The organism is Sorangium sp. So ce394 (genome assembly GCF_051474665.1).
Lineage (GTDB): Bacteria > Myxococcota_A > Polyangia > Polyangiales > Polyangiaceae > Sorangium > Sorangium cellulosum_D.
Genome location: NZ_CP150339.1, coordinates 9,412,693 through 9,435,770, shown reverse-complemented (window position 1 = coordinate 9,435,770; position 23,078 = coordinate 9,412,693). Strand labels below are relative to the sequence as shown.

20 protein-coding genes are annotated in these 23,078 nt (G+C 75.9%); 11 read left to right on the top strand and 9 right to left on the bottom strand.

All coding sequences use genetic code 11. The features are described 5' to 3' along the window. Window positions 1-185 precede the first annotated feature (185 nt). Both WMF33_RS34715 and WMF33_RS34710 read left to right on the top strand, forming a co-directional pair. Entirely contained in the window at window positions 186-890 is a 705-nt protein-coding gene (locus tag WMF33_RS34715; RefSeq protein WP_437332642.1) for an RNA polymerase sigma factor, read from the top strand. Beyond that, window positions 887-2,281 (top strand): FecR domain-containing protein, encoded by a 1,395-nt coding sequence (locus tag WMF33_RS34710; RefSeq protein ID WP_437332641.1) that lies wholly within the window; start codon window positions 887-889, stop codon window positions 2,279-2,281. Before WMF33_RS34715 ends, WMF33_RS34710 begins: the two co-directional genes overlap by 4 nt. 45 nt (window positions 2,282-2,326) lie before the next feature. On the opposite strand, the gene WMF33_RS34705 is transcribed toward WMF33_RS34710, so the two are convergent. Further along, entirely contained in the window at window positions 2,327-2,632 is a 306-nt protein-coding gene (locus tag WMF33_RS34705) for a PilZ domain-containing protein (protein WP_020738867.1), read from the bottom strand. A 253-nt stretch (window positions 2,633-2,885) separates the two neighbouring features. Between WMF33_RS34705 and WMF33_RS34700 the strand changes: the two genes are divergently transcribed. Further along, window positions 2,886-3,863 carry a hypothetical protein gene (locus tag WMF33_RS34700; RefSeq protein ID WP_437332640.1) on the top strand — a complete coding sequence of 326 codons (978 nt, stop codon included), beginning with the start codon at window positions 2,886-2,888 and terminating at the stop codon, window positions 3,861-3,863. 61 nt (window positions 3,864-3,924) lie between these two features. On the opposite strand, the gene WMF33_RS34695 is transcribed toward WMF33_RS34700, so the two are convergent. From WMF33_RS34695 to WMF33_RS34685, 3 genes are all read right to left on the bottom strand, one after another. Next, complete coding sequence (locus WMF33_RS34695) at window positions 3,925-4,488, bottom strand: hemerythrin domain-containing protein (RefSeq protein WP_437332639.1); 564 nt, start codon at window positions 4,486-4,488, stop codon at window positions 3,925-3,927. 165 nt (window positions 4,489-4,653) lie between these two features. Then, the gene (locus WMF33_RS34690) at window positions 4,654-6,897 is read right to left on the bottom strand and encodes a hypothetical protein (RefSeq protein ID WP_437332638.1); all 2,244 of its coding nucleotides are present in this window, start codon (window positions 6,895-6,897) and stop codon (window positions 4,654-4,656) included. Between the two features lie 79 nt (window positions 6,898-6,976). Continuing rightward, on the bottom strand, window positions 6,977-7,381 hold the full coding sequence (locus WMF33_RS34685) for a PilZ domain-containing protein (RefSeq protein ID WP_437332637.1): 405 nt from the start codon (window positions 7,379-7,381) through the stop codon (window positions 6,977-6,979). Window positions 7,382-7,429: 48 nt separating this feature from the next. On the opposite strand from WMF33_RS34685, the gene WMF33_RS34680 reads away from it, so the two are divergent. The 3 genes from WMF33_RS34680 to WMF33_RS34670 all read left to right on the top strand — a co-directional run bounded on the left by WMF33_RS34680 (window position 7,430) and on the right by WMF33_RS34670 (window position 11,284). After that, on the top strand, window positions 7,430-9,184 hold the full coding sequence (locus tag WMF33_RS34680) for a class I adenylate-forming enzyme family protein (RefSeq protein WP_437332636.1): 1,755 nt from the start codon (window positions 7,430-7,432) through the stop codon (window positions 9,182-9,184). Between the two features lie 52 nt (window positions 9,185-9,236). After that, window positions 9,237-10,337, top strand: a complete 1,101-nt coding sequence (dnaJ, locus tag WMF33_RS34675; RefSeq protein ID WP_061625491.1) for a molecular chaperone DnaJ — start codon at window positions 9,237-9,239, stop codon at window positions 10,335-10,337. Window positions 10,338-10,438: 101 nt separating this feature from the next. After that, on the top strand, window positions 10,439-11,284 hold the full coding sequence (locus WMF33_RS34670) for a pyruvate, water dikinase regulatory protein (protein WP_437314179.1): 846 nt from the start codon (window positions 10,439-10,441) through the stop codon (window positions 11,282-11,284). A gap of 176 nt (window positions 11,285-11,460) precedes the next feature. On the opposite strand, the gene WMF33_RS34665 is transcribed toward WMF33_RS34670, so the two are convergent. Both WMF33_RS34665 and larE read right to left on the bottom strand, forming a co-directional pair. Further along, window positions 11,461-12,381, bottom strand: coding sequence for an MBL fold metallo-hydrolase (locus tag WMF33_RS34665; RefSeq protein WP_437332635.1), 921 nt, complete (start codon window positions 12,379-12,381; stop codon window positions 11,461-11,463). 29 nt (window positions 12,382-12,410) lie between these two features. After that, entirely contained in the window at window positions 12,411-13,271 is an 861-nt protein-coding gene (larE, locus tag WMF33_RS34660; RefSeq protein ID WP_437332634.1) for an ATP-dependent sacrificial sulfur transferase LarE, read from the bottom strand. Window positions 13,272-13,398: 127 nt separating this feature from the next. Between larE and WMF33_RS34655 the strand changes: the two genes are divergently transcribed. Next, on the top strand, window positions 13,399-14,211 hold the full coding sequence (locus WMF33_RS34655; RefSeq protein WP_437332633.1) for an OmpA family protein: 813 nt from the start codon (window positions 13,399-13,401) through the stop codon (window positions 14,209-14,211). Window positions 14,212-14,269: 58 nt separating this feature from the next. Here WMF33_RS34655 and WMF33_RS34650 read toward each other — a convergent pair whose 3' ends face one another. Then, the gene (locus tag WMF33_RS34650; protein ID WP_437332632.1) at window positions 14,270-16,624 is read right to left on the bottom strand and encodes a fused MFS/spermidine synthase; all 2,355 of its coding nucleotides are present in this window, start codon (window positions 16,622-16,624) and stop codon (window positions 14,270-14,272) included. A 224-nt stretch (window positions 16,625-16,848) separates the two neighbouring features. On the opposite strand from WMF33_RS34650, the gene WMF33_RS34645 reads away from it, so the two are divergent. From WMF33_RS34645 to WMF33_RS34635, 3 genes are read left to right on the top strand one after another with little or no spacing between them, the layout of a single operon-like run. Then, window positions 16,849-18,468, top strand: coding sequence for an ABC transporter ATP-binding protein (locus tag WMF33_RS34645; protein WP_437332631.1), 1,620 nt, complete (start codon window positions 16,849-16,851; stop codon window positions 18,466-18,468). Next, window positions 18,465-19,547 carry an ABC transporter permease gene (locus tag WMF33_RS34640; RefSeq protein WP_437332630.1) on the top strand — a complete coding sequence of 361 codons (1,083 nt, stop codon included), beginning with the start codon at window positions 18,465-18,467 and terminating at the stop codon, window positions 19,545-19,547. The genes WMF33_RS34645 and WMF33_RS34640 overlap by 4 nt, the downstream gene beginning before the upstream one ends. Further along, window positions 19,544-20,446, top strand: a complete 903-nt coding sequence (locus tag WMF33_RS34635; RefSeq protein WP_437332629.1) for an ABC transporter permease — start codon at window positions 19,544-19,546, stop codon at window positions 20,444-20,446. The genes WMF33_RS34640 and WMF33_RS34635 overlap by 4 nt, the downstream gene beginning before the upstream one ends. A 65-nt stretch (window positions 20,447-20,511) precedes the next feature. Here the strand turns inward: WMF33_RS34635 and WMF33_RS34630 are convergent, their stop codons facing one another. Then, the gene (locus WMF33_RS34630) at window positions 20,512-21,108 is read right to left on the bottom strand and encodes a Uma2 family endonuclease (RefSeq protein WP_437332628.1); all 597 of its coding nucleotides are present in this window, start codon (window positions 21,106-21,108) and stop codon (window positions 20,512-20,514) included. A 73-nt stretch (window positions 21,109-21,181) separates the two neighbouring features. Further along, window positions 21,182-21,712 carry a hypothetical protein gene (locus WMF33_RS34625; protein ID WP_437332627.1) on the bottom strand — a complete coding sequence of 177 codons (531 nt, stop codon included), beginning with the start codon at window positions 21,710-21,712 and terminating at the stop codon, window positions 21,182-21,184. Between the two features lie 106 nt (window positions 21,713-21,818). On the opposite strand from WMF33_RS34625, the gene WMF33_RS34620 reads away from it, so the two are divergent. Next, on the top strand, window positions 21,819-23,042 hold the full coding sequence (locus WMF33_RS34620) for a M14 family metallopeptidase (RefSeq protein WP_437332626.1): 1,224 nt from the start codon (window positions 21,819-21,821) through the stop codon (window positions 23,040-23,042). The last annotated feature ends 36 nt before the right edge of the window (window positions 23,043-23,078 follow it).

The following is a 23,078-nucleotide window of genomic DNA, read 5'->3' as shown; positions in this document are numbered from 1 at the left end:
TCTTGTTCCCCCTCGGCTGGGGTGCGCCGGCCGGCCGCGCGGACGAGCTGCCCGCCCGGGCGGCCGAGGGCGCGCGCGTAGCGCTCGACGTGACGTCCGCTGGCGACGACCTCTCTCGCCGTCCGGAGCTGGTCGCCTCGCCATCGAGCTCCATGAGCGCCGAAGGGGCGGATAGGCTTCCGCCCGTGACCGAGCCCGACGACGTGGGCGAGTGGATCCGCCGCTTCCAGAGCGGCGATCCCACGGCCTTTGCCGAGATTTTCCGCCGCTATCGCCGCGACGTCGCGCGGCTCGTCTTCCGGATGCTCGGACCGTCCGCCGACGCGGAGGACGTCATCCAGGAGGTGTTCATCCAGGTGCACCGGAGCCTGGGGGACTTCCGGGGGCAGTCGAAGTTCACGACGTGGCTCCACCGGGTGACGGTCAACGCCGTGCTGATGGCCCGGCGCGCGGCGCGCTCCCGGCCGGTGTTCGCGGGCGAGCCCAGCGTCGAGCTCGAGGTCGACCGCGGCATGCTCCCGGACGAAGACGCCGCCCGCGCCCGCAGGATTGACGCATTCCGTCGGGTGCTGGAGCGCCTCCCCGAGAAGAAGCGGGTCGTCTATGTCCTCCACGAGCTCGAGGGGATCGCGCCGACCGAGATCGCGGAGATCGTCGGCGCGCCGGTCCTGACCGTCCGGACGCGCCTGTTCTATGCGCGCCGCGAGATCGAAGCGATGATGCGCGCCGAGCCCGCGCTCGCCCAGCTCGCCGCCGAGCTGGCCGAGGGCGGCGCGGACAAGGCGGACGGCGCAGGTCCGGAGGCGGCGCGCGCGCGGGTTTCTGTGGGAGGCGCCGCCGTGCGGTATCCCGCGGCGGATGGATCGGCTGTCGACGCGGAGGACATGTGAGCGGCGCAAAGCAGTACGAGCGGGCACGGGAGCACATGGAGCGGCTGCTCCGCGCCGAGGAGCCTCCGGAGCCCCGCTGGGACGAGATCGAGCGCGAGCTGTTCGCGCGGATCGAGCGGCCCGCTCCGGTGCGCCGCGCCGCTCCGCCGCGGCGCTCGCCGCTCGGGCGCGCGCTCGCGTTCGCGGCGGCCGCGGCGGCCATCGCGTTCGCGGTGCTCGCGGCCGGGCGCTCCGCCCCGCCCGTCGTGGCGACGTCGACGCCGCCGCGCGCCCGCGATCTCGCGGACGTGCCGAGGGCCGCCGGGGCGGCCGACGATCTGGATTTCCGCGCCCTCCGGCCCGGCGACGCCGTCGAGACCGCCGCCCACGCGATCTCCTTCGCCGACGTCGGCTCGGTGCGCTGGACGCTGCTGCCGAACAGCCGCGCCGTGGTGCGCGCCGTCGGCGCGGCGGGGGTCGGCCACGTGATCGCGCTCGAGCGTGGCTCGGTGCGGGCCGACGTCGTCACGCGCGCGCCGGAGGAGGGCCTCGTCGAGGCGTTCGCCGTCGAGGTGGACGGCACCCGCGTCGCGGTGCACGGCACGCTCTTCACCGTGACCCGCCTCGCGGATCGCGTGGAGGTCGACGTGGAGCACGGCACCGTCGCGGTCGGTCCCGCGGCGTACCGCGGCGCGACCACCGCGCACCTGCTCGTCGGTCCGTCGCGCGGCACCTTCTCCCTCGACGGCGGCCGCGAGGCGCGCCTGCTCCAGCGCCCGGCGCCGGAGGGCAACGCCGCGCCGGAGGGCAACGCCGCGCCGGAGGGCAACGCCGCGCCGGAGGGCAGCGCCTCGCTGGAGGACGGCGCGCCCGCCGCCTCCCCGACGGAGCCGGCGCGTCCACCCGCGCCGCCCCGGCCCACCGCCGGCGCGACCGCCGGCGTGCGCCCGCCGAGCGGCGCCGCCGCGGCCCGTGTGGTCGTCGCTCAGGCGGAGGAGACCGCCGCCGCGCCCGCCGCGCCCGCCGTCCCGGCGGTCGCCGAGCCGCCCTCGACGGTCGCCGAGCCGACGCCCGCGCCGGCGATCGAGCCGGCGATCGAGCCGGCGCCGGCCGCCCCGGCGTCGGTCGCCGACGTTCAGGCGACGCCTCCCCCGCCGGCGCTGACCCCGGCCTCCGTGCAGTCGCAGCTGTCGAGCTGTTTCGCGCGCGAGGCGGCGGGCGGCCCGTCCCTGGTCCGCAAATCGGTCGCCTCGACGCTGCGCATCTCCGTGCGACCGGACGGCAGCGTCGCCGCCATGCGCTTCGACCCGCCGCTCCGGCCTGCGCTGCAGGCCTGCGCCCAGGGCCTCTACCAGGGGCGCTTCGCGGGAGGCCCGATGCACCTCGCCATCCCCTTCATCATCGAGGACTGAGCGCGGCCGCGGCGAGGAGCGCCGCGCGGCACGTCGCGCGGAGGCTCAGAGCGAGCCGAGGAGCTGCGTGAGCGCGTAGGTCTCCCGCGCCCCCATCACCCCGAACTGCACCCCCATCCCCTCGGGGGTGGTCCATCGCACGACCGACGGGATCGCGGCGGCCTGCTTCAGGCCCTCCAGCGACAGCAGCACCTCGATGCTCGCCCCGAAGGGAGCCGGCGAGGTGGTCTCGATGAACATCCCGCCGAGGCTGATGTCGCGGCATATCGCATCGATGCGCGGGCCGTCGCCGATCCGGAACGCGATCGAGAGCTCGATGGGCTTGCGCGGGTGCTTGCGGTGATCTCGCACGTTCCTCGCTGGTTCGGTGCGCGGCGCTGGAGGTCGCCGCGTGGGGTATTCTGAGGCGCGGAGGAGACGATCAATGTCGCGAGCCGAGAGCGCCTCTGTCAAGCGCCGGGAGCCGCGCTCGGCCCCGTCGACCCCGTCGACGCGCCGCCCGGCCGGTGGGCTTCCTCATCTTCTTCCCGCACGCGCGATCGAGGAGCGCGCGCCGGAGCGCCGCGGCTTACGGCGGCACCTCGAAGGCTGGGAGCCGGGGCTCGTGGCCGTCTTCATCGCGGGCTCCGCGGCGATCCTCGCGGTGCCGCGCGCGGTCGAGCCCGCCGAGCTGCCGCTGCCGCTCGCCGACGCGCGCGCGATCGCGCGGGTGCGGGACGCGGACATCGCCCGCGCCCGCGAGGCCGAGCAGCTCGGGCTCGACGCCGAGGTGCGCGCGCTCGGCTCCGCCATCCGCGCGTTCGGGATCGTCGACGCCGACGCGGACCACACCGAGGCGGAGCTCCTCGCCGCGCGCAAACGCGTGATCGAGGCCGCCGGCCCCGCGCTCGCCCAGGGGGACGACGCGGTGCTCCGGCTGCGCGCCTACCAGATGAGCTCGTTCGTCCGCGAGGTGCGCCGCTTCGAGGCGACCGGCGAGGCGTCCGACGAGCTCCGCGAGCTCGGCGGCGACTTCCCCGGGCTGCTCCGCCGAAACGCGTGGCTGACGGCAGGGGGCGCGGGGCCGCGCGACGGCGGCGAGGCGCGCCGCGTCGCCATGGACGGCGCCGCGCTCGGGGCGCTGTTCAAGAAGCGCTGGGACGCCATCGTGGGCCTGCGGCGCGCGCCGTTCGGCGTGGCGCTCGACGAGGAGCGCGCGCTGTACAGGTTCCTGCTGTCGCATCCGCTCAGCGGGAGGAGCGCGCAGGAGCTCGCGGCGCCTGCCGCGGAGACGGCGGCGCGCCTCGAGCCGCAGGCGGGCGAGCCGGGGCCGCGCTCGCCCGCGGCGGCGCTCCGGGCAGCGGAGGCGCAGCGCGCCGAGGAGCACTACCGCCTGAAGAAGATCGACGAGCTCGCCGCGCTCGATCCGGCGTATCCCAGGCACCTCGCCCGCGGCATCGCGCTCTACCGGCTGGGGAAGTTCGTGCAGTCGGCGGACGCCTTCCGCAGCCACCTGGACCAGCACCCCGACGGGGCGCACACGCTGCGGGCACAGAACTTCCTGCGCGCGGCGCTGGAGCGCGCGAGCGAAGAGCGGTTCTAGCGCGGCGCTCTTTCAGCCGGGCGAGCGCGCGCTGGACGAGCGCGTCGAGCTCGCCGCGCCGTCACGGGCCCCTGCGCATCCCGCCGGGCCGGTAGGGGCGCCCGCTGATCCCCTTGGCGGGGTTGCCCTGCCCGCCGCGCCCCCGGCGCGTCTCCATCTCGTTCATGATCCCGTGCATGGCCGACGCCTGCAGGAACCGGCGAGCGGCCGGAAACACCTCCTGCTCCTCGCAGGTCACGTGCCGATGGTACGCGGCGCGCAGGTCCTCGATGAGCTGGGGGAGCTTCTCCAGCGCCTCGGAGCCGCCGTCTCGCTCGATCGCGGCGCGCAGCTCGTTGATCGCGCGCTGATGCGCCTTGTGCTCCTGCCGGAGGCGCTCGAGCGTCGGCGCGATGGCCTCGAGCACCGCGAGCCGCGGGAACAGCGAGCGCTCCTCGTCCTCGTGGTGCCGGCTCATCGATCGCTCGAAGTAGGCCACCACGCTGGAGAGGCCCTCGAGCGCGGCGGCGCGCCCGCGGGGATCGCCGAGCGCCCGCGCGGCGCGCGCGAGGTCGTTCAGGTTCTCTTCCAGGCTCCGGTGAGCGGAGGCGAGCTTCTCGAGCGGATCGTTCCGGTCATCGGGCATCAATCGATGATCGAACAAGAGCGCGCACGCGTGGAAGTCATTTTCTCTCCGCGCACGCGGTTTGGCGCGCCGCGCGCTGGCCATCCGACCCCCTCGCCGCCTGGCCAGCGCGGGGACGACATCCCACCTTGAAGGAAGGATCGCGCCGCGGCGCAGCCCGGGCCGCTACGGGAGGCTCGCGTTGCGGGGCAGCTCGAGCCGCAGCTCGGGGGCCAGCATCTCGCGCGCGAGGTGCACCTCGAGCAGGTCGATGACAGGGCTCTTCGACACCGCCCGGAGCCGCTCGTCCGCGCCCGCATCGCCGGCCGCCTTCTTGGCCATGGCCGTGTAAAATTGCGCCTCCACGCGCTGCGCCGCGTTCTGGGCGAGCTTGCCGAGATCCGCGTCGCTGATCTTGCCGTTCGCCCACGCCGCGAGCTTTCCTGTCCAGGACGCGCGGTTCACCGCGCTGTCCAGCGCGCGGCCCGCGGTGCCGTCCGTCGCGACGCCGAGGGAGCGCTCCAGCAGGAGGACCCAGAGCCCGCCGTAGACGAGATCCTCCTCGTCCAGGTTCGCCTCGAGGCCGCGCTTCAGCGCCCGCCGCGCGGCGGGGAGATCGCGCTCGACGAGCGCGCGCCCCACGGCGTCGAGCATCGTGGCGCCGAGCTGCGGCGGCTCGGCGGCCACCAGGGCGAACGCCCGCTCGTAAGCCCGGGTCGCGCCCTTCTCGTCGCCGTAGCCGTCGAGGATGCGCCCGAGCAGCCGCTCCGTCCGCGCCTTGGCCCCGGGATCCCGCGCGCGCTGCCGGGCGTCGAGCGCGGCGGCGAGCGCCGCGTCGAGCGACTCCTTGGCCCGGTCCTGCGTGCCGGCCTCGCGGTGGAGCTCGAAGGCGAGCAGGTGCGCCTGGATGACCTCGAGCGGCGCGGTGCGCGCGTCCGGCGCGCCCAGCGCTCGCCGCACGTCCTCCAGCGCGGCCTGGAGCTCGCCGGACTGCCGCTCGGCCATCGCGAGCAGCGTGAGCCCGTTGACCGTCGGCTCGGCCGCCGTCGCCGCGCGGAGCAGCGGCAGCGCGCCGGCGAGGTTGCCGGCGCGCAGCTCGAGCGACGCCATGAGGGACCGGACGCGCGCGCCCGACGGATCCACCGCGGCGCCGCCGCGCGCCGCCCGGTCGGCGAGCACGAGCAGCGGACCCGCGGCGTTGTAGGTGCGCCGCGCGGCCTCGAAGTCGTCGTTCGACGCCTCCTCCGAGAGCGCGCCCAGCACGAGCCCCAGCGCGGACCCGAGCGCGCCGGCGCTCGGGCGGTCGCCGAGCGCGCCGGCCAGGAGGAGCGGCGTCGCCTCCGACATGCCGAGGCGGATCATCACCTGGGAGAGCAGCGCGGCGCTGTCGTAGCTCTGCGGGTCGCGCCGGTAGGCCTCCAGGGCCGTGCCCCAGATCGCCCCGTCGAGCAGGTCCTGCAGCATCCCGGTCTCGGCGTCGCGCTCCTGCGTGTCGTGGTGGGCGAAGGCGGCCGCGAGCGCCTGCCACGAGACCGCGTCGCCGTCGGACGCCGCGGCCTTGAGCCGATCGTACAGGCCGGGCGGGATCACCCGGCGCGCGCTCGTGCGGTCGATCTGCTCGAGCGCGCCCTGCGCGTCCCCCCAGCGCAGGAACAGCGCGGCCATGCTCGCGCCGCCCGACTCCAGCGCGCGCGCCGCCTCGACCGCCTCCTCGCGCTCCGGCCGCTTCCCCCCTTGCCGGTACTCGATGTTGAACTCGATCGCCCGGTCGATCCACGCCGCGGTGGCGGCGGCCGCGCGCTGGATCGCCTCGGGGCGGCTGTCGAGGAGGGCGCGCGAGACGGACGCGCGCTGCTCCATGCCGAGCTGCTCGAGCGGCCCGCCGGTGCGCGTATCCTTCATCCAGCGGTCGAGCGCGGCGAGGTGCTCGTCGACCTCGGCGCGGGCCCGGCTGCCGGCCGGCAGCGCGGCGGCGCGGAGCTCCATGAGCGCCCGCACCCGCCCCTCGTCGCCGCGGGGGCTCAGCCGCTCGATCGCGCCGGCGAGGGCGCGCTCGCCCACGGCGTCGATCATCTCGGCGTGGCCCTCGCCGGGACGGACGAGGTAGAGCGCGCCGCGGACGCTGTCGACGCCCCGGCTCGGCTGCCCGGCGTGGAAGCGCGCCGCGGCGTGCGCGAGCTGCCGGCGGACCACGCCGATGAGCAGGCCCGTGCGCTGCGGGCTCTGCTTGCCGTCGCGCACGATCGTGTAGAGGCTGGCGGAGAAATCGGCGTCGCGGACCTCGACCGGGGCGGCGCGGCCTTCGGCGCCGGGCGGCCCCTTCGCCCCCGGCGTGCCGGAGGCTGCGCAGGCGAGGGGAGAGAGCGCGAGGGCGAGCGCGGCGAGACCCCGGGCGAGACGGCGCCGGGGGGGCAGGGTCGGCAGCGACATTGCGAGGCAGTGTACACGGGCACAGCGTGCGCGCACCCCCCGGTCCGCTCTGTCTTCAGCGCTACCGCGCGCTCCAGCGCTACCGCGCGCCGTCGCCGAGCTTGCGGCCGAGCAGCTTGGAGGCGAGCGTTTCGCCGAGCTCGCTCATCATCAGCTGCTCGACCACCGCGTCGGTCGCGCCGCGCTCCGCCTCGCTCGCGTACTGGAACTCGATGCCCATCCCCGCCGGGGCCGTCTCCGTCGCCTCGGCGGGCATCACGATCCACTTCACCCGGCCGCGGAGGCGGAGCGGCTCGGCCAGGTTGCGGATCGAGAGGGCGAAGACGAACTCCGTGCCGATCGCGAGCGGGCGCTCTGTTCGGATGAAGGTCCCGCCCTTCGAGATGTTGCGCGTGTAGTCGGCGAAGAACGTGTTGAGTCGCTTGTACTCCACGCTCAGCTCGATCGCGGCGCGATGGGCTGAGCGGCGGTCTGGCTCCGTCACGGCTCCACCCTACCACGCCGCGCGAGGGCCAGAGTAAAGTCGCCGGCCATGGAACTCGGTCATGTCAGGGCGGCGCTCGCGAGCGGGCGGCGCAGGGCCTCCGCGCTCAAGGACGGGGCGCTCGTCGCCGGACGGGCGGTGACGCAGACGGGGCTCCTCGCCGCGCTGCGTTGGTCGGGGCTCAAGGTCCTCGCGCGCGAGCTCGCGAAGGGCAAGGCGAACCCGTCGCTCCTCTTCCGGTTCTACGCCGAGAACAGCCCGCACCGCATCGCGGTGATCGATCCACGGAGCCTCGGGCCGCGGAGCCTCGGGCGCCGCGCGGCCGAGGGGGAGGCGACGGCCCCGGCCGAGGATCGGGTCTACTCGTTCTTCGCGCTGAACGAGGCGATCGAGCGGCTCGGCCACGCGCTCGACCGGCGCGGCGTCGGCCCGGGCGCGACCGTGCTGCTCGCGCTCAAGAACCGCCCCGAGTTCGTGATGTGCCAGATCGCGCTCGCCCGCGTCGGCGCGTCCGTGGTGACGGCCTCCTGGCGATCGACCCCGGCCGAGCTCTCGTACCTCGCCGGCCACTCCGGGGCGCGGCTGCTCGTGTTCGACGCCGACATCGCCGACGTGATCCGCGAGGCCGCGCCGCGGCTCGAGGGGATCCCGCCCGAGGCCATGATCGCGGTCGGCGAGGGCGCGCCGGGCTTCTCGCGCTTCGACGAGCTCCTCGCCGAGCCCGGCGCCGCGCCGGACCGCAGCGAGCGCGCGGCGGTGGTCATGTACACCTCCGGCACGACCGGCAAGCCGAAGGGCGCGGTGCGCGGCTTCGGCGGCGGGGTCGTCATGTCGGCGCTCGGCGCGATCGGCGCGACCCCGATGCGCGCGGGCGACGTGCACCTCGCGGTGTGCCCGCTCTACCACCTCACGGCGTTCGGCTTCGTGAACCTGTCGCTCGTCCTCGGCGCGACGATCGTGATCTTGCCGGAGTTCCATCCGGAGCTCTTCCTCGAGGCGATCCAGCGCTACCGCGTGACCACCACGGCGGTCGTCCCGACGATGCTGCACCGCGTGCTCGAGCTCGGCGAGGCGCGCATCCGCGCCCACGACACGTCGTCGCTCACCGCGATCTTCACCGGCGGCGCGCCGCTGCCGCCGGCGCTCGCGGCCGAGGTCATGGGGGTGTTCGGCGACAAGCTCTTCAACTTTTACGGCGCGACCGAGACGGGCATCGTGACGATCGCGGGCCCCGAGGATCTGCGCGCGTCGCCGGGCACCATCGGGCGCCCGGTCGCCGGCAGCGCGCTCCTGCTCGTGGGCGACGACGGCAGGCCGTGCCGGGACGGCGAGGTGGGCGAGCTCTACGTAAGGAGCCCCCTGCTCGTGTCCGGCTACCACAGAGATCCCGGCGCCACGCGCGAGGCGACGCTGGACGGCTACTTCTCGGTCGGCGACCTCGCGCGCCGCGACGCGCGCGGCTGCTACCACATCGAAGGCCGCAAGCGGGACCTCATCATCTCGGGCGGCGAGAACGTGTACCCCGCCGAGGTCGAGGCGGTGCTCCACGATCACCCGGCGGTCGCCGAGGCCGCCGTGGTGGGGGCGCCGGATCGCGCCTGGGGGGAGCGGGTGCGCGCGTTCGTCGCGCTGCGCCCCGGCGCGTCCGCGAGCGAGGACGACATCAAGGCGCACTGCCGCGCCGCGCTCGCGGGCCCCAAGGTCCCGCGCGAGATCGTCTTCGTCGACGCGCTGCCGCGCAACCCGACGGGCAAGGTGATGAAGCGCGAGCTCGCCGGACCCGAGCGGAAACCAGCGGGATAGGCGCGCCGCTAGCCGCTGTCCCGGGGGGGCGATCGATGCTATTTCGCACCTCGTGCGGGATCCGTACGAGGTATTGGGCGTCGAGCGTTCCTCGACGCAGGATGAAATCAAGAGCGCTTTCCGGCGGCTCGCCGCGCAGCACCATCCCGACAAGAACCCGGGGGACCAGGGCGCGCACGTCCGCTTCAAGGAGCTGAACGCGGCCTACCAGATCCTGAGCGACCCGCAGAAGCGCGCGGCGTTCGATCGGTTCGGCCCCGCCGCCGTCGGCGCCGCCGCCGGCTCGGGCTTCCAGGGCGTCCCCTTCGACATGCAGGACCTCAACCTGGACGCCATCTTCGGCGACCTGCTCGGCGCCCTCGGCATCAAGGTGGGCGACCGCGGGACGCTCCAGAAAGAGGTGCGCATCAGCTTCGAGGAGGCGGCGTTCGGCTGCACGAAGCAGATCACGTACGATCGCGTCGAGCCGTGCGGCGACTGCGCCGGCTCGGGCTCGGCGCCTGGCTCGTCGACCGAGCGGTGCGCCGCGTGCGCGGGCCGCGGCCGCGTCCGGATGCAGCAGGGGATGTTCCCCATCGCGATCGAGCGCCCGTGCGGGAAGTGCCGCGGCACGGGGCGGATCGTGATCGACCCGTGCAAGACGTGCCGCGGCGCCGGCCTCGCGGCGAAGCAGAAGACGATCGAGGTGACCATCCCCGCGGGCGTGGAGAACGGCGCGACCCGGCTCGTGGAGCGCGGCGGCAACGCCGTCCGCCCCGATCGCGGGCCGGGCGACCTCGAGCTCACCATCCGCGTCGCGCCGCACGAGCTCTTCCGCCGCGTCGGCGACGACGTGGTGTGCGCCGTGCCGATCTCGTTCGCGCGCGCGGCCCTCGGCGGCGAGCTGGAGATCCCGACGCTCGACGGCAAGGGCCGGCTGCGGATCCCCCCGGGCACGCAGCCCGGCTCGGTGCTCCGCATCAAGGGCAAGGGCATACCGCGCCGCGTCGTCGGCGGGCGCGGCGATCAGCTCGTTGAGGTGAGCGTCGAGGTGCCGACGCAGCTCACCGCCTCGCAGAAGGAGCTCATCTCACAGCTGGCGAAGGAGCTCGGCGAGAACGTGCAGCCGCAGCAGGTCACCTTCATGGACAAGCTCAAGGGGCTGTTTGGTTGACCCGCCCCGCGCCCGCGGGCGATCCTCTCCGTCCCGCTGAACGCCGGGGCACGAGCGCTGCCTCGAGCGCCTGCGCCGACACGGCGACGGAGGCATCGGACATGGACAAGCCGAAGTTCATCGACGTCCTGAGCGACTCCACGGGAGAGACGGCCGAGAAGGCCGTGCGCGCCGCGCTGCTCCAGTACCCGGACGCGGGGGTGCAGATCCGCCTCCACACCCGGGTGCGCACGCCGGAGGTCGCGCGGCCGGTGCTCGAGCGCGCGGCCCGGGAGGGCGCGCTCGTGGTGTTCACGGTGGTGAGCCCCGAGCTGCGCGAGTTCGTGCACGCCTCGACGGCCCAGCTGAACATCGAGGCGATCGATCTGATCGGCTCGCTCATCGTCCGGCTCGGCACCTTCCTCGACCGGGAGCCGATCAACCTGCCGAGCGCGATGCTGCCGCTGAGCGAGGAGTACTTCCGGCGCATCGAGGCGGTGGAGTTCGCGGTGAAGAGCGACGACGGCAAGGAGCCGCGGAACTTCAAGCGGGCGGACATCGTCCTCGTCGGCGTCTCCCGCACGTCGAAGACGCCGCTGTCGACGCTGCTCGCGCAGCGCGGCCTCAAGGTCGCGAACCTGCCCCTCGTGCTCGGCGTGGCGCCGCCGCCCGAGCTCATGGACGCCCCCCAGGACCGGGTCGTCGGCCTGACCATCGGGATCGACCAGCTCTGCGCGATCCGGCAGGCGCGCCTGCGCCAGCTCGGGATGCCGGCCGAGACCAACTACGCGATGCGCGAGCACGTCCGGCAGGAGCTCGACTACGCGAACCGGCTCTTCGCCGCGCACCCGGAGTGGCCGGTGGTCGACGTCACCGGGCGCGCCATCGAGGAGACGGCGGTGATCATCCTGGAGCACCTGAAGGAGCGCGACGAGCGCGCGAAGGCCGCGCGGTCGTCGCTGATGTGAGGCGGCGCTAGCGGACGAGCGGGACGCGCGGCGCCGCCGCACGGCGCGCAGGCGGGGGAGCGGCGTGTCCGGGTGGGCTGCGGCGTGTCCAGATGGGCGGGGTGCGTGTCCAGATGGGCGGGGTGCGTGTCCAGATGGCTCCCCGAATGGCGCGCGCCAGTCGACGCCGCGCCCGCTCAGCGGGCGAGCGCCCGCGTCTCCCCGACGTCGAGGATCCAGAGCGCGTCTTCCGGGAGCCCGCGCGCCTGCCAGCCGGCGCGCGTCCGCTCCGGCGGCTCGCCGGGGGGCTCGTCCGTGAGCCGGTACGTGCCCCAGTGCATCGCCACGAGGCGGCGCGCGCCGAGCAGGACGCTCGCCTCGATCGCCTCCTCCGGGCACATGTGCTGGGGCTCCATGAACCAACGCGGGTCGTAGGCGCCGATCGGGAGCATCGCCCAGTCGATCGCGCCGGCGCGCCGGCCGATCTCCGCGAAGCCGTCGAAGAAGGCGGTGTCGCCCGAGTGGTACGCCGTCCCCTCGGCGGCGCGCATCAGGTACCCGCCCCAGAGCGCGTCGTTCCGGTCCCAGGGGAAGCGCATCGACCAGTGGCGCGCAGGGACGAGCGTGATCTCCACCCCGCCGACCACGGCGCTGCCCCACCACTCGAGCTCGACGATCCGCTCGGCGCCCGCCTCGCGGAGGACCGCCTCGTGGCCGACGGGCGCGACGTAGACCGGCGCGCTGCCCAGCCGGGACAGCGTCCACGTGTCGAGGTGATCGCGGTGGTTGTGGGTGATCAGGACCGCGTCGACGGGCGGCAGCTCGCCGAGCGGGATGCCAGGCGGCGCGAGCCGGCGCAGCGGGCCGGGGCCGTCGCGGTAGATCGGGTCGATGAGCAGCCGCGCGCCGCCCAGCGTGACGAGGAAGGACGCGTGGCCGATCCAGGTGAGCGACGGCGCGGCGGCCGCGACGAGCGCGCGGTCGTAGGGCCGCACGGGCGCCGAGAACCCCCCGGGATCTTTACGGTTCCTGCCGGCGATGGCGTCGACGACCTTCCAGCGGAGGATGTCGGCCGGGCCGCGGATCGGTCGGGTCGCGAGGTGATCGAAGCGTCCCATGGCGAGGATCCTCCGGCGGGGGCCGCCGGTCAGCTCACGATCTTGAGGGCGCGGCCGACGAGGACCTCGTTGTGGCTGCCGGTCCGGTACCCGCCGAGATCGAGCGTCACGTACCGGAAGCCGTGCCGCTTGCCGGCGGCCACGACCTCGGCGCGCACGGCCGGCTCGGCGGCGCGCGCGAGCTCGCCGGCGTCGAGCTCGATGCGCGCGAGGTCGTCGTGGTAGCGGACGCGGACCTGGCGGAACCCGAGGCCGCGCAGCGCGGCCTCGAAGCCGCCGATCTGCGCGAGCCGCTCGCGCGTGACGCTGGTCCCGTAGGGGATGCGGCTGGAGAGGCAGGCGGCGGCCGGCTTGTCCCAGATGGGCAGGCCCACGCGCGCCGCGCCGGCGCGCACGTCGGCCTTGCTGAAGCCGAGCTCGACGAGCGGGCTCACCACGCCGGCCTCGCGCGCCGCCTCCAGCCCGGGGCGGTAGTCGCCGAGGTCGTCCGTGTTGGTGCCGTTCAGGATCGCCGCGAGCCCCCACTCGGAGCGCTTGCGCACGGCGATCCGGTAGAGCTCGCTCTTGCAGTGGAAGCAGCGGTCGGGGTTGTTCGCCACGTAGCGCGGGTCGTCGATCTCGGACGACTCGACGAGCCGGTGGTCGGCGCCGATGAGGCGGGCGATCGCCGCGGCCTCTTCCTTCTCGGCGGGCGCGAGGCTCGGCGAGACCGCGGTCATGCCGACGGCCTTCGGGCCGAGCTCCTGGTGGGCGACCGCGAGGACGAAGGCGCTGTCGACCCCGCCGGAGTAGCAGACGAGGACGGAGCCGAGCTCCCGGAGCCGAGCGCGCAGCCCGGCGAGCTTCGTGTCGATGAGGGAGCCCTCGGGCGTGAGCGACGGCGCGGACATGGCGATCCTCCCTTTACCACACGCCGCCTCGGGCGCCGGTCCGCCCGGCGCCCGCGGGGCGACCCGAGGCCGCCGACGCCAGGTTACTTGCGGTTCGAGCGCCGGTTCTGACACGCTACAGGGCGAGATGGACTCGAAGAGGAAGCAGGCAGGCCGCACCGCCCTGCCGTTCGCGGTCGCGGCGGCGCTCGCGGCCGCCGCGCACGCCGGCCAGGGGTGCGGAGACAACCGGCTGCCGCCGCGGGACCTGCCGCGCGCCGACGAGCAGCGCCCGCTCCCGCGCTGGTACCCGGAGAAGGCCTGGTCGGAGCAGGGCGGGGAGAGCCAGGTCTACATCCAGGGGAAGATCGTCTTCGAGACGAACAAGGCGGCCATCCGGCCGGGCAGCGAGAAGACGCTGGAGACGCTGCTCCAGTTCCTCAAGGAGCACCCCGAGGTGACGCGGCTCCGGATCGAGGGGCACACCGACGCGCAGTCGAGCGAGGAGCACAACCAGGAGCTCAGCGCGAAGCGCGCGCTCGCGGTCGCCGACTGGCTGGTCGACCACGGGGTCGAGAACATCCGGCTGATCGCGGTGGGCTTCGGCGAGTCGCGCCCGCTCGGGCCGAACGAGATCGCGGCGGGGCGCAGCGAGAACCGCCGGGTCGAGTTCCACGTGGCCGAGGTGGACGGGCGCCCGTTCCAGGGGCAGGACCCGTACGCGGGCGGCCTCGCGCTGGAGGTGCTCAGCCTCGAGGAGCGCAAGCTGCGCGCGGAGCAGGCCGCGCAGCCCAAGGCGCCCCCGCCCCGCAAGGCCTTCGTGGCGACCGGCGACGAGATCAAGCCGGTGCCGGTCAAGCCGCCGGTCGAGGCGTCGGGGCCGGAGGGCGAGCCGCTCAAGCCGAGCGCGCCGGCCAAGGAGGCGCCCGCGAAGGGCGGCGCGCCGGCCGGCGGGGGCTGAGCGCCCCGAGGGCCCGAGGTGGCGCGCGCGGCGGGCCGACGGCCGCGCCTGAGCGCCGTCAGGGCCCGAGGTGGCGCGCGCGGGGCGCCGGCGTGCGGTACCGCGAGAGGAGCGCGAGCGCCGCGTCCAGCGACGCGCCGTAGGGGAGCACGTTGCCCTTCGGGGTGGCGTACTCGAGGTAGAGGTTGTCGTCCGTGGACAGGATCGGCCCGCCGTCCTCGGCCGCGTCGGCGACGAGGCGGTCGAGGTCGTCGCCGGACGTCACGAGATCGTCGAGGAGGTCCGCGAGCCGCGCGCCGGCGAGCGTCGCCTGGAGCGCCGGGCGCGCGTCGAGCGCCGCGAGGCGCGCCTCCGAGGCGACGAGCGGCGCGGCGCTCGCGACCAGGATGCCCTGCGCGCCGCCCACGAACAGCGCGACATGCGGGAAGGCGCTGCGCATGGTCCGGATCACGACGGCGAGCTCGCGCCGCCGGATGTGGTGGAGCTGCACCCACTGCTGGAGGACGCCGCCCTCGGCGAGCCGGGACCTGGCGAGCTCGTAGAACTCGCGGCTGTAGAGGCTCGCGGCGCCCGCGAACCAGACGCTGGTGAGCTCGATCGCGATGAGGTCGTAGCGGCCCTCGGCGGCGACGAGCAGCTCGTTCCTGCCGTCGTTGAGCGAGAGCCGGACGCGGGGGTCGTCGAGGGCGTTGAGGCTCGGTCCCGCGAAGAAGCGGCGGGAGGCCTCGACGATCGCGGGCGAGATCTCGGCGACGTCGATGCGCTCGAAGGGGTAGGCCGCGATGGTGCCGGTCGTCGTGCCGGTGCCGAGGCCGATGACGAGCGCCGCGCGCGGGTGGCGGACGAAGAGCGAGGGGAAATGCGCGAACCGCCGCTGCGCCGTCATCTCGGGGCCGTCATCGCCCTGGAACTTGCCGTTCGTGTACATGGTCGTGACGCCGGCGCGGCGCGCGACGGTGGTGACGCCGCCGTGCACGTCCTCGCGCACGAAGTCGATGCGCTCGGGCCGCGGCCCCATGGCGAAATAGACGTTCGCGCCGCTCGTGAGGCGGGCCATGTCCCAGCGCGGCGCGAGCGCGGCGAGGGCGGCCGCGGCGGCGGCCGCCGCGAGGGCGCGCTCCGAGCCGAGCGCGGGGAGGATCAGGTAGCCGGTGATGATGGAGCCGGCGATCGTGCCCAGGGTGTTCGCGGAGGTCAGCCTGCCGACGCGCGCGGCGACGTCGGCGTGCGCGGCGGCGCGCGCGAGGAGGAGCGGGAAGGTGGTGCCCATGCACAGCGTGGGCAGCGCGAGGATCGCGAGCGCGGCGAGCGCGCGGCACGCCTCGCGGCCGGCCCAGCCGTCGACGTGCTTGCCCGCGAAGGCGAAGAGCCGCGGGAGCTGGTCCCAGAGCGGGGTGGTGGCGGCCAGCGAGAGGGCCGTGGCGACGAGCCCGCGCCAGAGCGCGCCCTCGCCGTGGCGCCGCGCGAGGGCCGGCGAGCGCGCGGCGCCGACCGCGAGGCAGACGAGGAAGACGGCGAGCATCAGCCCGAAGGCGTAGGCGCTGTTGCCGATGAGCAGCGCGAGCAGGTGCGTCTCGACCACCTCGGCGGCGAAGACCAGGAAGCCCGAGGCGAACGCGAGCGGCAGGAGGAACGACGCCTCGGCGCGGCCGCCGGCGGGCGGGAGGGGAGCGCGCGACGAGCGCGCCTCGGGGGAGGGCGCCTCGGGGGAGGGCGCCGTAGACGACGAGCGGGCGTCGAGGGCGGCGGCGGGCGGGGCGAGCGCGGGGCCGCGGAGCCCGGCGGAGATCGCGACGGCGCCGAGGATGAGGTTGGCGATCGCCGCGGACCAGAGCGCGCCGCGGATCCCGAGGAGCGGGAGGACCACGTAGGCGCCGGAGAGCGCGCCGGCCGCGCCGCCGGCCGTGTTGATGGCGTAGAGCGAGGCGAGGCGGCGCGCGGCGTCGTGCTCGGCCGGGGGCGCGCCGTCCGGCGCGGCGCCGGCGCGGAGGATGCGCGAGAGCACCGGGAGCGTGGCGCCCATCGCGACCGTGGGGACGACGACGACGAGGGCGGTCAGCGCGGCGCGCGCCACGGTGAGCAGCGCGAGCGAGTCCGGCGCGGCGCGGGCGACGGCGACGTAGGCCGAGGTCAGCGCCTCGAACAGGAACGGCGAGACGGCGCAGATGGCGCCGACGATCGCCTCGAGGGCGCCGTAGACGACGAGCGGGCGGCGGGCGGCCGCGGCGTGGCGGCCGCCGAGGTGCGCGCCGAGGGCCAGGCCGCCCATGAAGGCGGCGAGGACCGTGCTCACGGCGTAGGCGGTGGCGCCGAAGACGTAGGCGAGCAGCTTGGAGAAGGCGACCTCGTAGAGGAGGCCGGTCGCGCCGGAGACGAAGAACAGGGCAGCCACGAGCGGGAAGCGGGAGCGCACGGGCGCGCACGCTAGTACAGGCGCGCGAGGAGCAGGCACCTTCGCGGTGGGCGACGCGCCGTCCCCGGCGCCGCTCTTCGGGCGAATCCGGACCTCCAAGCAGCGCCGGCGCGACTGGTGCCACGCCGGCGCGGGCCCTTGATCGCCGGCGTGGCCGCGCGTCCCCGTGTAGCTCGCCCCGCCCTCGCCTCCGCCCCGCCGCCCTCGCCCCGGAGCCCCGCGCCGTGACGGAGCCGCCGGCCTCGGGTGTGGCCGCGCCGCCCCTCCCTGGCGGCGCGGTGATCGAGCTCGACGGCGTGATCCTCCGTTACGGCGCGCACGTCGCCGTGCGCGGCGCCTCGCTCCGGCTCGACCCCGGCGCGATCCACGCCATCGTCGGCGAGAACGGCGCCGGCAAGTCCACGCTCCTCAAGCTCGCGGCCGGCGTGCTCGCGCCCGACGCCGGCGCCGTCCGCGTCGACGGCGCCCCGCTCCGGCCGGCGACGCCGGCCGAGGCCGCCCGCCGCGGCGTGGGGATGGTCCACCAGCACTTCATGCTCGTCGGGAGCTTCCTGGCCCTCGAGAACGTCGTGCTCGGCTGCGAGCCCACGCGCGGGTGCGGGCGGCTCGACCTCGCCGCCGCCCGCGCCCGCGCGCGCGCCCTCATGGAGGCGGCCGGGCTCTCGATCCCGCTCGACGCGGCGACCTCCGCGCTCACCGTGGGCGAGCGGCAGAAGCTCGAGATCCTGCGGGTCCTCTACCGCGGCGCCCGGGCGATCCTGCTCGACGAGCCCACGGCCGTGCTCTCCCCGATCGAGGCCGACGGCCTGTACGCGACCCTCCGGCGCCTCGCGCGCGAGGGCCGCACGGTCGCGGTCGTGACCCACCGGCTCGACGAGGTGATCCGGTTCGCGGACCACGTCACCGTGATGCGCCGCGGGCAGGTCGCGCTGTCGCGGCCCGCGGCGGGCCGGTCCGCCGAGGCAGGAGAGCGCGGCGCCGAAGGAGAGCTCACCCGCGCGATCATGGGCGGCGAGCCCCCGCCGCGGGTCGATCGGCCGCCGCTCGGCGAGGGCGCGCCGGCGGCGCTCGAGATCGCCGGGCTGACCGTGACCGGCGCCGGCGGACGGCGCCTGCTCGACGGCGTGACCCTCACGGTGCGCGCGGGGGAGATCGTCGGCGTCGCGGGCGTCGAGGGCAACGGCCAGCGCGAGCTCGTGCGCGCCCTCGCCGGGATGGAGCCGCGCGCGGCCGGCCGCGTCGCCGTCGGCGGCGTCGATCTCTCCTCGTGGGACATCCGCGCGCGCCGCGCGTGCCTCGGCGTGGTGCACGAGGACCGCCACGCCGAGGGCGTGCTCCTCGGCGCCTCGGTCGGCGACAACCTCGTCCTCGGCGACCTCGGCGAGCTCCCGCGCGGCGCCCGCGGCCGCGACGCCGAGGCGGCCCTGGTCGCGCGCCGCGTCGCCCGCTTCCGCGTCGAGCCGCCCGATCCGTCGCGCCTCGCGGGCGAGCTCTCCGGCGGCAACCAGCAGAAGATCGTGGTCGCGCGCGCGCTCGATCGCGTCGCCCCGGCGGCGCGATCGAGCGCGCGCGCGGCGATCCGGGCGCCGCGCCGCGCGGCCGCGGTCCTCGCTCAGCCGACCCGGGGGGTCGACGTCGGCGCCGCCGCGGTGATCCACGCGGCCATCGCCGAGGCCGCCGCGGCGGGGCTCGCGGTCCTCGTGATCAGCGCGGACCTCGGCGAGCTCCGGCGGCTCTGCCATCGGCTCCTCGTGATGCGGAAGGGCAGGATCGTCGCGACGCTCCCGCCCTCGTGCTCCGACGAAGAGATCGGGCGCGCGATGCTCGGCCTGGAGGCGGCGTGAGCCCCGCCCGCGCGGCCGCGCGCTTCCGGGGCGGGCTGCGCGAGCTCCGCGGAGCCGCCCTCCCGGCGGCGCTCGTGCTCGGCGGCATCCTCCTCGCCCTGAACCTCATCTCGTTCAGCTTCGGCGAGGCGCCCGCGCCGATCCTTCGCCGCGCCTTCGAGGGCACGTGGGGCACCCCGTACGGGGTCGGTCAGGTGCTCTTCAAGGCGACGCCGCTCCTCTTCACCGGGCTCGCCTTTTCCATCGCGCTCCGCGCGGGCCTCTTCAACATCGGCGCCCAGGGGCAGCTCGCGATGGCGAGCCTCGCGGGCGCCGTCGTCGCGGCCCGGCTCCCTCCGGGCACGCCGTGGGCCGTCGCCGTCCCGGCGTCGATCGCGTGCGCCATGGCCGCGGGCGCCGCCGTCGCGCTCGTCCCCGCGCTCCTGCGCGCCCGCCTCGGCGCCCACGAGATCATCAGCGGGATCATGATGAACCGCGTCGCCGACGCGCTCGCGCCGTGGCTGCTCGCGTCGGTCCTCGGCAGGGCCGCGATGCGCACCGCCGACGCCATCCCCGCGGCCACGCTGCCGCGGCTCGACCGGCTCGTCCCCGCGCTGCGCGGCAGCGCCGCGAGCGTCGCCTTCCCCCTCGCCGTGGCGCTCGCGTTCGCGGCGCACCGCGCGCTCTCGCGGACCCGCGCGGGCCGCGAGATGCGCTTCGTCGGGCAGTCGGCCGAGGCCGCGCGCGCGGAGGGCATCGACGTGCCGCGCCGGCGCCTCGCGGCGCTGCTCGCCTCCGGCGCCGTGGCCGGGGCCGCCATGACCGCGACCACGCTCGGGTACAAGGGGTACTACGAGCTCGGCCTCGGCGCGGGCGCGGGCTTCTCCGGGATCCCGGTCGCGCTGCTCGGCCGCGGGACGCCGCTCGGGCTCGTGCTCGCGGCCGTGCTGTTCGGCACCCTCGAGCAGGCCGGCCTCGCCATCAACGCGCGCGTGCCGAAGGAGGCGATGGACGTGCTCGAGGCGCTCGCCATCGTCCTCGTCGCCGCCGCGGGGAGGAGCGGCGAGCGCGCGGGCCGCGCCGAGGGGGCGCCGGCGTGAGCTCGCCCGCGCTCGTCCTGCTCGCCGAGGCGCTGCGGATCTCCACGCCGTACGCGTGCGCGGCGCTCGGCGGCATCTGGGCCGAGCGCTCGGGCGTCGTCCAGATCGGCCTCGAGGGGGTGCTGCTCGCCGGCGCGTTCGCCTCGGTGGCGGTCGCCCACGCGAGCGGCAGCGCGGCGGCCGGCCTCGCCGCCGCGATCGCCGCGGGCGCCGCCCTCTCGCTCGGCCACGCCCTGATCGTCGAGCGCGCCCGCGTGCACGCCGTCGTCAGCGGCATCGCGCTCAACCTGCTCGCCTACGCGGGGACGCGCCTCCTCCTGCGCGGGCTCTACGACAGCGCCTCGAGCTCGCCCCCGATCGAGGGCTTCCGCGCGGGCCCGACCGGGAGGAGCGGCGCGGCGCTGCTCGCGCGCGTGCTCCTCGATCCGGTCGTCCTCGCGGCGGCGCTCGCGATCGCGGCGACGCCGCTCCTCCTCGCGCGCACGCGCTTCGGGCTCCGGGTGCGCGCCGCCGGCGAGGACCCGGCCGCCGCCGCCGCCGCGGGCGTCCCCGTGACCCGCGTCCGCTGCGCCGCGCTCGCGCTGTCCGGCGCCCTCTGCGCGCTCGGCGGCGCGCACCTCGCCTACGACCAGCACCGCTTCGACTCCGGCATGTCGAACGGCCGCGGCTTCATCGCGCTCGCGGCGGTCGTCGTGAGCGGCCTCCGCGCCGGCCGCGCGGCGCTCGCGTGCCTCCTGTTCGGCGCGCTGGAGGCCCTTCAGATCGCGCTCCAGTCCGCGGCGCGCGGGGCGTCGCGCGCGGCCGATCTCGCGCAGCTCCTGCCGTACGTCGCGACGCTCGTGGCGCTGGGGCTCGCGGCGCGTCGCGGCGCCGCGTCAGGGGGCGGCGCCGCGCCGTGACGTCGACGCGCTCCAGCGCGGCCCCGGCGCGGCGCGAGGCCGCGCCCTGGGGGGGAGCGGCGCCGCTACGGATCCGCGCCCTTCTCCGGCTCGATGCCCTCCCACCAGGCGGAGAGATCGATCTCGACCGCGTCGAACGGCGCGGCGCGCACGCTCTCGTCCGCGCCGTGGATGCCGAGCTCCATCCACTTGCCGTCGACCTGCTGGGCGACGAGCAGCGTCCGGTCGCGCGGGTCGACGTACCAGATGTGCGGGACGCCGATCTTCATGTAGAAGCGGCGCTTGACGATCTGATCGTAGCTCGCCGTGCTCGGCGAGAGGATCTCGCAGACCCAGTCCGGCACGAGGGTGATCGGCCCCTTGGCGGGGAGCGTCGGGAGGCGCTCGCGGCGGAAGCCCGCGACGTCGGGCGATATCTCCGGCGCGCGGGGCAGCTGGATGCTCGGCTCGGGGAGGATCCACCAGCCGCCGGGGCCGCCGCGTCCCCGCTGGAACGGGTTCGTCAGGTCGGTCGTGATCAGCCCCTCGACGCTCGCGTGCGGCGCGCGCGGGCGAGGGAACGCGTAGAGCGTGTCGTCGAGGATCTCGCCCCGCCACGTCGGCGGCAGCGCCTCCAGGTCGGCGAGCGTCGCCGGGCGGACGAGCCTGGGTGCGAGTTCCATGGGCAGCCTCGAGGAAAATTTACCCCAGCGGGGCGGCGCGCGCTCCACAGAACGATCGCCCCGCGCCGCCTCGTCACCAGCCTAGCCGCTGCAGCCGCTCCCGCGCGCCCTTGACCCCGAAGATCGTCTCCTCGCCCGGCGGCACCACGGGCGCGAGCAGCACGGCCGCGAGGATCGCCGTCACGACCAGCGGCGCTCGCGCGTCGCCGCCGGCGACCGGCGGCTCGCGCACCTGCCAGGCCCGCCGCGCCCGCGCGAGCAGCGCGTCGAACCCGCGCCCGCCGATCGCCCGCACCCCCGCGGCGGCCGCCGCCCGCAAGAGAGGCGCGCGATCCAGCGGCACCGTCAGCACGAGCACCCGGCTCGGCGCGGCGCCGGACCGCGCGACGTCGACCTCCACGGCGTCGGCCATCGGCGTGGCCCCCGACGGGTACGCCTTCTTCTGCACGAGCGTCAGCTCCGCGCCGAAGAAGACGCGCGCCTGGTGCGCCCAGCGGTGCTCGTCGATCCGCGCCTCGGGCTCCGGCGACAGCAGCGACCAGCCCTGGCCCGGCGCCGCGAGCTCGATACGTCCTTCCGCCCACCCGTTGACATCAAATTCCATTCGCGCGCCCGCTGCCACGGTAATCCCGGCTCAGCCTGCTCCGGATCGCGCGAAGGCGCGACCCGTGCTCTATAGTCGTGTCATCTAGGCTAAAGGTGAGCCCTGCATGCCGAAGTCCGATCCGGCGTCGGAAGAGCAAGGCCGGGCCGCCCTGAGGGCGGCCCTCTTTGTACATCGCCGCGCGCCCCTCTCGCGCCAGCTCGCTCGCCGCGGCCTCGGCCCCTACCGCGGCTACGGCGAGCTCCTCGAGGCGATCGAGCGGCTCGCCGATCGGGGGGCGCAGCTCTCCCTGATCGGGCGCTCGATCCGCGGCGAGCCGCTGCTCGCCGTCCACATCGGCCCAGTCCGCCCGCCCGGTGACGGCGGCGACCGGCCGGGTGTAGGTCGCCCAGCGCTGCTCTCCCATGGCGGGCGGCGCTTCGCGAACGGCGCGCCGCCCCGCGGCGCCCACGTCGGCGGCGACGCGCCGGGGGGCGCGGGCGAGCCGCCGGCGAACGACGTCGCCGCGGCGGAGCTGGCCGGGCGCGCCGGGCCGCTCGACCCGCGCGGCGTCGGCCCGCTCGATCCGCGCCGCGCCGCGGGCGCCGGGCCGCGCGGGCGGACCACGGTGATCCTGTCCGGGATCCACCCCCTCGAATGGGTCGGCATCGAGGCGAACCTCGCGCTGCTCGAGCGCCTCGCGACCGAGGACCTCGGCGGCCGATCGATCTTCGCCGTCCCGATCGTGAACCCCGACGGGCTCCTGCGCGTCGAGATGAACCTCCGCGCCGGGCGCCACCGCTACGTGCGCGGCAACGCCCGGGGGGTCGACCTCAACCGGAACTTCGACGCCGGGTGGTACGAGCGCGGCCTCGTGCAGCGCCTCATCGGGCTCGTCGTCTCGCCCGGCAGCCGCCCCGCCAGCGAGCCGGAGGTCGAGGCGATCGCGCACGCGCTGTCCTCGCGCCGGATCGACCGCGCCCTGTCGCTGCACAGCGCGGGCGGCGCCGTGCTGTACCCGCCGGCGCACAGCCTCTGGCCCGTGGCCGACGCCGCCGAGCACCGCGCCTTCGCCCGGAGCGTCGCGCGCGCCGCGGCCCGCAGGCCGTACCGCGCCATGTCCTACGTCCGCTTCGCCTGGGGCATCCGCAAGGCGGGCCTGGAGATCGACTGGCTCCACGACCGCCACGGGGCGCTGTCGCTCCTCGTCGAGTGCTCGCGCGGCGGGCTCGGCCTGCGACCGTCGCGGCTCGTCGAGCCGTTCGCCTGGTACAACCCCCGGAAGCTCGACGACGCCACGCCGCCGCTCGTCGAGGCCGTCCTGCCCTTCGTGAAGGGCGCGCGCGCCTGAGCGCGCAGCGCGGGGCGGCTCGCTCGGGCGCAGGCG